Source organism: Microcoleus sp. AT3-A2 (genome assembly GCF_036705685.1).
Classification (GTDB): Bacteria; Cyanobacteriota; Cyanobacteriia; order Cyanobacteriales; family Microcoleaceae; genus Microcoleus.
The window spans coordinates 1-7,136 of sequence record NZ_JAUBVF010000111.1; the positions used below are offsets into that span (position 1 = coordinate 1).

Genomic DNA, 7,136 nt, shown 5'->3' on the forward strand with positions numbered 1-7,136 from the left:
AGCCTTTTAAGTGGACATATAAGGGTAAAGTCTTGGCGGCCTAATAGTCTGTGTATTTACGCCGAGCTGTACTAGCTTGGTGTTTGTGGGGAACAAAGCTCCTATTTGATGAGGTATCTATCTTCAGGAGGAACTTTAGCTGACCTGAAAATTATCCCTCCAGGAACTGTTTTGCGAGCACATCAATCCTTATTATCAATGCAACGACATTCAAGTTTTGGCAGATAGATATTGGGGTGTTGCGAACAGTCGTTCGATGGGTTGGATTCTATGTAAACACCAGGAAAGCGGTAATGAATATTCACCCGCCCCTCTTTCCTTTTCGGCTCTAACATCAGCGCTGGTAGCAGCGCCGAAAGCGAGTTAAAGTCTTCAGCGGGAGTTAAAAATGAAAATCACCTTTGTTCTTCCTACTCTGTCTCTGACTGGTGGAATACGAGTAATATCTATTTTCGCAGAACTTTTGAGAAAGCGAGGACACTCAGTGTTCGTCATCTCTGTACCCCTTCCCCAGCCGAGTATTCGCAAGCAAGTCAAGTCGCTGCTGCGGGGAGGGGGTTGGATTTCCCCACCTGAAAATGAACCCTCATTTTTCGATAACTTAGGTGTAGAACACAAAATTACCGATCGCTACCGCCCCGTAGAAGACAAAGATGTACCTGACGCTGACGTAGTAGTTGCCACCTGGTGGGAAACCGCCGAGTGGGTAGCAAAACTCTCTCCTAGCAAAGGAGCAAAAGCTTATTTTATCCAGCACCACGAAATTTTTGACTATCTACCTCAAGGAAGAGTAGAAGCAACTTGGATGCTGCCAATGCACAAAATTACGATCTCTGAGTGGTTAGTTGAGCTAGCTCGGACTAAATATGGCGATGACCAAGTTTCCTTAGCTCCTCCTAGCGTGGACACCAAACAATTTTACGCCTGTCCTCGCAACAAACAATCGGTTCCTACAGTTGGCCTAATGTACTCTACAATCTACTGGAAAGGAACCGACATCGCCCTCAAAGCTTTTTCCCTAGCAGCCGAAAAGATCCCCAACTTGCGTCTGGTTGCCTTCGGTGTAGATGCCCCATCCTCGGAATTGCCCCTACCGGCCAATGCCGAGTATGTAATTCAACCCGACCAAGACAAAATCAAAGACTATTACAGCAAATGCGATGCATGGCTGCTGGCGAGCCGCTCAGAAGGCTTCGGCTTGCCAATTATCGAAGCGATGGCGTGCCGCACTCCCGTCATCAGTACCCCAGCAGGTGCTGCTCCTGAAATTTTGAGCGGCGGTACTGGCATACTTGTAAGACCAGAAGATCCTCAAGAAATGGCAAAAGCCATAGAGTCTATCTGTCAGTTGCCAAATTCCAAGTGGCAAGCCATGTCTGAAGCCGCCTATGCCAAGGTAAACAATTATACTTGGGAAGATGCCACGGATCATTTTGAAGCGGCATTGGAAGTTGCTGTAGACAAATCTAAAAACCGCGAGGTTAACATAGATTGCTTTTCTCCCTACTATGTGGAGGAAAAAGTGGAGGAAAAAATTCTGGTTGGATGCTAAGTGCCGCGCTGCCATTTGAAATTCGGCGCTACGGGCGTTTTCGGCGCGGGATTCTGGGGAGAAACTCAATATCGTTTGGTGGAGTTCTTCTCTATGCCCCTGCCGCAACCGACTTTGCTCCAACAATTGTGATCGCTGCTGAGGGATAGGGGTTGGGAGTCCGCTCCCAAGACACAAAAGTCTCACTTTGACAAAGTGGATGTCGAAAGTCGAGTTATCGAAACCAACCGTCCAATTACTGATCTTGACGTACCTGATGCCGATATTGTCATGGCTACTTGGTGGGAAACTGCCGAGTGGGTGGCAAAACTCTCTCCCAGCAAAGGAAGGAAAGTATATTTTCTCCAACATTATGAGGCTTTTGACTACGTACCAAAAGGTTGAGTAGAGGCAACTTGGCGACTGCTGATGCACAAAATCGCTGTGGCCCAGTGGCTGGCAGAAATAGCTCGGAATGAATAATGAATACGGCGATTTGTCTGTATCTCTCGTCCCTCCTACGGTGGACACCAAACAGTTTTACGACCCCCAGTCGCGAGCCAAGCAGCCGCGAGGCAAGCAATTAGTTCCTACAGTCGCGATGTACTATACTACAACTCCTTGGAAAGGCTGCGATATTGCCCTGAAAGCTTTGTCTATAGCTGCTAAACAAATTCCTAACCTTCGTTTAGTTGCATTTAGTTCTGGCCACGATAGTCTTCTTCCCACTTTGCTGCCTGATGGCACTGAGTATAATAAGGCACTACTCAAGACCAACTAAAAGAATTTTACAGCAAATGCGATGCTTGGCTGTTTTCCAGCAGATCCGAAGGCTTCGGCTTGCTAATTTTAGAAGCTATGCCTTGTGGGACTCCAGTCATCGGCACTCCTGCCGGTGCGTGCGGCTCCGGAACTAATTGCTGGCGGGGGTGGCATACTTTTCAAGCCAGAAGACCCAGAGGATATGGTAAAAGCGATCGAGCAGATTTGTCAGTTGTCTGATGCCGAATGGCGCGCAATGTCCGAGACTGCTTTGGCAACGGTGATAAATTATACTTGGGAGGATGCAACTAATCTCTTCGAGGCGGCACTCTACACTGCTTTGGAACGTCAGGCACAATTAACGAACAAGACGTAAAATTGAGGTTGATTTAAAAGATTGGGGTTGGGCGATCGTTTAAGCGACAATTTTTATCGGGCAATTTGAGTTGTCTTTCTACAATTTTACTGCAAAAAAACCTATGGTTGCATTAATCCCACTGGCTATGTTCGGCTTTATTCCAGTCGTTTTTTACCTGTTTGTGAGGTTTCCGGCTCAGCGGGCGGTAATTATAAGTTTTGTAGCAGCGTGGCTTTTTTTACCGCAAGCTTCTTATCCCATCCCCTCATTGCCACCGTATACCAAAATCTCTGCCGCTTGCTACGGGATTTTGCTGGGGACTCTTATCTACGATACTGCGCGCCTCACCTCTTTTAAGCCCGGTTGGCTGGACGTGCCAATGGTAATTTACTGTTTGTGTCCAATTATTTCACAAGTTAGTAATGGTGGCAGCCCGATTTCTCCGACTATCAACCAAATCGTTACTTGGGGTCTGCCTTATTTTTTAGGACGCTTGTATGTGGGTAGTTTAGACGGGCTGCGACAATTGGCGATCGGGATTTTTGCAGGTGGGTTAGCCTACATTCCTTTTACTTTAGTTGAAGGAGTTAGGGGCCCAATTCTGCACCAAATGATTTACGGCGTCAATGCCTTTGAGGACTGGGGTCAAGCAAGGCGTTTGGGGGGGTGGAGACCAGTAGTGTTTATGCAGCACGGTTTGATGGTGGGCCTGTGGATGATGACAGCCGCCTTAATTGCTGTTTGGCTGTGGCAAACTGGGACGCTCAAAAAGTTTAGGGGCCGTAACATCAAGACTTTAGCAATTATATTAACTATCGCTTTTTTCCTGTGCCGTTCTACTGGCGCTTACAGTTTATTTGGAATGGCGTTGATCGTATTATTCTCTGCCAAGTTTTTTCGCACCTCTTTGCCCTTGCTCTTGATAATTGGATATATAGTGTTTTATCTGTACATAGCTGCATCGGGTCAATTTTCGAGCCAAGACGTGGTTGCATTCATTAATCAAATATTTGGCGAAGAACGAGCCGCCTCTTTGAAGTTTAGATTTGACAATGAAGAGATATTGGGGGAAAAGGCGCGGCAAAGATTTATTTTTGGCTGGGGAGATTCCGGCGGAAACCGCGTGTATAACGAGTGGGGTGATGATATCTCGGTCACCGACAGCTTATGGATTATTGCATTTGGGATCAACGGTGCAGTCGGTTTAGTTAGTTTATTTTCTTCATTGTTACTTCCTGTTATCGTCTTTTGCTTCAAGTATCCCGCCAGAACCTGGTCTAATCCCAAAGTAGCCCCTGCTGCCACCCTGGGAGTAGCCTTAAGTATGTACGTGTTTGACTGTGTTTTGAATGCTATGACTAACCCGATTTTTGCGCTGATTGCTGGAGGAATATCTGGTCTGGTCTTAAAAGCTCCAGAAAGTCTTAAGGCTAAGAAAACCAGTTCGCCACCAAGAAGACAGTCGCTGGTTCACCAAAAATCAGGATAATTTTCAGGAATGCGATCGCTGCTTCACTTCAAGCTTGAGACTATATTGCCTTCCCTGGAGACACAAACTCAAAAATCTACCACTTTTGGATGCAATCCAGTTCGGAAGTTGCGAGATATTTGTCACTAGGTTAAAATTTTAACTTCATAAACTATTTTTTACATTCATTTGCAATGCTTAAAGTATTAGCACTGGATGGCTTTTTTCTTGAAACTGTGTTGCGAGTTATAGGCTTAAAAATGGGCTTTATACACTTTTTCTAAAACGAGCTGATTCTTTACATAATCTTTAAAAATCCTCACTAGACAGGCAGGGTGTAGGAGGATATACTGAGAAAAGTATGTTCACGGAAGCACCCAGGTAGTTAAAACACGAAACTGAATTGTGGGTTATAATAGTTTGAGTTGTAGTTTAATATAAAGCAGGAAGGACATCATAAATGAAAACAGTTAATTTATTGAATGTCTCGATAGATAACTTGTCAATCACAGAGTTGTTTGAAAAACTCGACGGCGAAGGTGGTGTCGTATTTACACCCAATGTAGACCACTTGATTAAGTTGCAGTATGACCGCGACTTCTATGAAGCTTACAATACATCTACTTATAGAGTCTGCGACAGTCAAATATTGATGTATGCCTCTAAGTTTTTGGGTACTCCTCTCAAAGAAAAAATTTCTGGTTCTGATTTGTTCCCTGCATTTTATATGTATCACAAAGATAACGAGAAGATTAAAATATTTTTGCTAGGAGCTGCTGAAGGTATTGCTAGGAAAGCCCAGGAAAAAATCAACCAAAAAATTGGTAGAGAAATAGTGGTTGAAGCACTTTCTCCTTCTTTTGGCTTTGAAAAAAATGAGGAAGAATGTGAAACAATAATTGACGCGATCAATAAATCAGGAGCGACTGTTCTAGCGATAGGAGTGGGAGCTCCCAAGCAAGAGAAGTGGCTGGTTAAATACAGGAGCAAATTAACACACGTCAAAATTTTCTTAGCCGTAGGTGCAACCATTGATTTTGAAGCTGGTTGCAAAGCCAGAGCCCCCAAATGGATGAGCGAAGTCGGCATAGAATGGGCGTACAGACTGTTAAGTGAACCGAGAAGGTTGTGGAAAAGATATTTGATTGAAGGTCTGCCTTTTTTCCGGTTAATCTTAGAACAAAAATTAGGGTTTTATAAAATGCCTTTCATGGAGAGCAAAACCAGCCAGCTAGAATGGAAAGGTGGCTCCTAAAAAGGTGAGCCACAAATCTCTAGCGTAAATTAAGCTGAGTATCGGAGAAAGTGGGTTTGACTTCAAGGTAAGACTGATGCAATCTGTGGATAGTCCGATCGCACATCGCACTTTCTCTCAAAATAATTCATTTTTGCTTTCAAGTCCAGGTAAAATCGGAAAGAAACCTTTTGTGAAAAATCCTAATTAGGGATGCAACCGATGAATCTGCCTTCTTTCTTGTGGTTGTGGAAAATAGCGGCTTGGTCAATGGGTGTTTCCCTGTTGGCTTACCTGTTGCTGGCCGTTACTGGAACGTGGATGTTTGCTACTCGCAGTACCAAACAACCCCGCCCAAAATGGCTGCGTCCCTTTCATTTAGCCACTGGTGCGGGGATGGCAACTTTGGTAATTTTACTGCTGGGAATTGGTGTAGTCGGTACGCTAGGATACTACGGCAATTTGGGTCACTCGGCTCATTTACCGGCGGGGTTAGCTGTTGTGGCTTTGGTGTTGGTTTCTGTTGGAAGCGGGCTGCAAATTGGCCCTAAACATCCTTGGGCCCGCCCCCTCCACATCGGCACTAATTTGGCTTTGTTTGGGGGATTTGTGACTGTGTTGATCACAGGATGGACGATCGTACAAAAGTATTTGCCGAAAGTTTGAAACCTGTCTATTTGACCTCAAACTATACCAAATATCCAAGGGAAAACATATATATAACTTATATATAAGGTGCGCCGCCGCGCACCCTAGGTTTAATTTTTTTGCGTGAGTCCGCTTTTTGTGATGAATTCTAAAATATGTTGCGCGGTAATCTGTGGCTTTTCTAAGTGGGGAACGTGCCCGCAGTCGGGTATCCAAATTAGTTGAGAATTTGCGATCGCCCTTGCAAACTTTTCCGCATCCGCCGTCCCCAAAATCCGGTCTTGTTTTCCCCACAAAATCAGCGCCTGCTGCTGAATTTGCGATAATTTTTCCCCAAAACCACCGTAACCTCCGCTTTTGGTAAACGCAATTAAAGCTTGATTCCAGTTGGGCATTTCCAAGTGTAAAGCAGCACAAGTTTGAGCGTCTTGAGAAGCCAAATTTTTATCGAAATAAGCATTAACGCTAATTCGCTGGCGAATTTTGGGATTGCGTAAAAATGAAGTTGCCAGATACCCTAAAGGAGGAATTAAAAACTTTCCCTTATTAGAACTGATGGCAAAACCTGCGCTATCTATTAACACTAATTGTTTTACAGCTTCTGGATAATTGAGAGTGAAATCAATTGCTGCTGCACCTCCCATTGAAGCACCGACTAAGATTACAGGCTGCGAAATTATCGTTTTCCAAAAATAGTAAAGGTGACTTTCAATTGCCCTCGCGCTGAATGCCAAGCCTGCCGCTCTTTCTGTAAACCCGAAACCCAACAAATCAACCGCCCAAGTTTCATTTTCGGCAGCTAGCAGCGGCAACAGGCGGCGGAATTCAAACAAGGAACTGTCGAAGCCGTGAATTAGCAAAATTGGTGTATTGCCACTGCCTTGGCGCACGTAGGTTGTAGCAATTGGCCCAGAAGATAGGGGAGTTGTAATTGCTGCTTGTTGAATGCTTTGGGCTAAGGCAATTGAGGTAGATTCTGTGAGTTGTGCGATCGATTTTGGCAGAAAACTTGCTGGCATAATTCTTGATAAATTGTGAATCGGTAGGGGCGATGCCACTAAGCTGTTCAGCATCTAAAACGCATATTGTATAGTATAATATGAGGATATTTATAAAAAGTCAATGCCTACTAAAA

8 protein-coding genes are annotated in these 7,136 nt (G+C 44.6%); 7 read left to right on the plus strand and 1 reads right to left on the minus strand.

What is annotated here, in order from left to right; genetic code table 11:
* Window positions 1-388: 388 nt before the first annotated feature.
* From QUB37_RS28870 to QUB37_RS28900, 7 genes are all read left to right on the plus strand, one after another.
* Window positions 389-1,552 (plus strand): glycosyltransferase family 4 protein, encoded by a 1,164-nt coding sequence (locus tag QUB37_RS28870; protein WP_333168604.1) that lies wholly within the window; start codon window positions 389-391, stop codon window positions 1,550-1,552.
* 195 nt (window positions 1,553-1,747) lie between these two features.
* Window positions 1,748-1,936, plus strand: a complete 189-nt coding sequence (locus QUB37_RS28875) for a hypothetical protein (RefSeq protein ID WP_333168605.1) — start codon at window positions 1,748-1,750, stop codon at window positions 1,934-1,936.
* 70 nt (window positions 1,937-2,006) lie between these two features.
* Window positions 2,007-2,312 carry a hypothetical protein gene (locus QUB37_RS28880; protein WP_333168606.1) on the plus strand — a complete coding sequence of 102 codons (306 nt, stop codon included), beginning with the start codon at window positions 2,007-2,009 and terminating at the stop codon, window positions 2,310-2,312.
* A 114-nt stretch (window positions 2,313-2,426) separates the two neighbouring features.
* Window positions 2,427-2,669, plus strand: a complete 243-nt coding sequence (locus tag QUB37_RS28885; protein ID WP_333168607.1) for a hypothetical protein — start codon at window positions 2,427-2,429, stop codon at window positions 2,667-2,669.
* 103 nt (window positions 2,670-2,772) lie between these two features.
* Window positions 2,773-4,140, plus strand: coding sequence for an O-antigen ligase domain-containing protein (locus tag QUB37_RS28890; protein ID WP_333168608.1), 1,368 nt, complete (start codon window positions 2,773-2,775; stop codon window positions 4,138-4,140).
* A gap of 439 nt (window positions 4,141-4,579) precedes the next feature.
* Entirely contained in the window at window positions 4,580-5,374 is a 795-nt protein-coding gene (locus tag QUB37_RS28895) for a WecB/TagA/CpsF family glycosyltransferase (protein WP_333168610.1), read from the plus strand.
* Between the two features lie 201 nt (window positions 5,375-5,575).
* Window positions 5,576-6,019, plus strand: coding sequence for a DUF4079 domain-containing protein (locus QUB37_RS28900; RefSeq protein WP_333168611.1), 444 nt, complete (start codon window positions 5,576-5,578; stop codon window positions 6,017-6,019).
* A 92-nt stretch (window positions 6,020-6,111) separates the two neighbouring features.
* Here QUB37_RS28900 and QUB37_RS28905 read toward each other — a convergent pair whose 3' ends face one another.
* Window positions 6,112-7,020, minus strand: coding sequence for an alpha/beta hydrolase (locus QUB37_RS28905; RefSeq protein WP_333168612.1), 909 nt, complete (start codon window positions 7,018-7,020; stop codon window positions 6,112-6,114).
* Window positions 7,021-7,136: the final 116 nt, after the last annotated feature.

Bases quoted from the DNA above. Each gene is read 5' to 3' on its own strand.
- QUB37_RS28890 (WP_333168608.1), top strand. From the start codon at position 2,773: ATGGTTGCATTAATCCCACTGGCTATGTTCGGCTTTATTCCAGTCGTT.
- QUB37_RS28895 (WP_333168610.1), top strand. From the start codon at position 4,580: ATGAAAACAGTTAATTTATTGAATGTCTCGATAGATAACTTGTCAATC.
- QUB37_RS28900 (WP_333168611.1), top strand. From the start codon at position 5,576: ATGAATCTGCCTTCTTTCTTGTGGTTGTGGAAAATAGCGGCTTGGTCA.
- QUB37_RS28905 (WP_333168612.1), bottom strand. From the start codon at position 7,020: ATGCCAGCAAGTTTTCTGCCAAAATCGATCGCACAACTCACAGAATCT.
- QUB37_RS28880 (WP_333168606.1), top strand. From the start codon at position 2,007: ATGAATAATGAATACGGCGATTTGTCTGTATCTCTCGTCCCTCCTACG.
- QUB37_RS28870 (WP_333168604.1), top strand. From the start codon at position 389: ATGAAAATCACCTTTGTTCTTCCTACTCTGTCTCTGACTGGTGGAATA.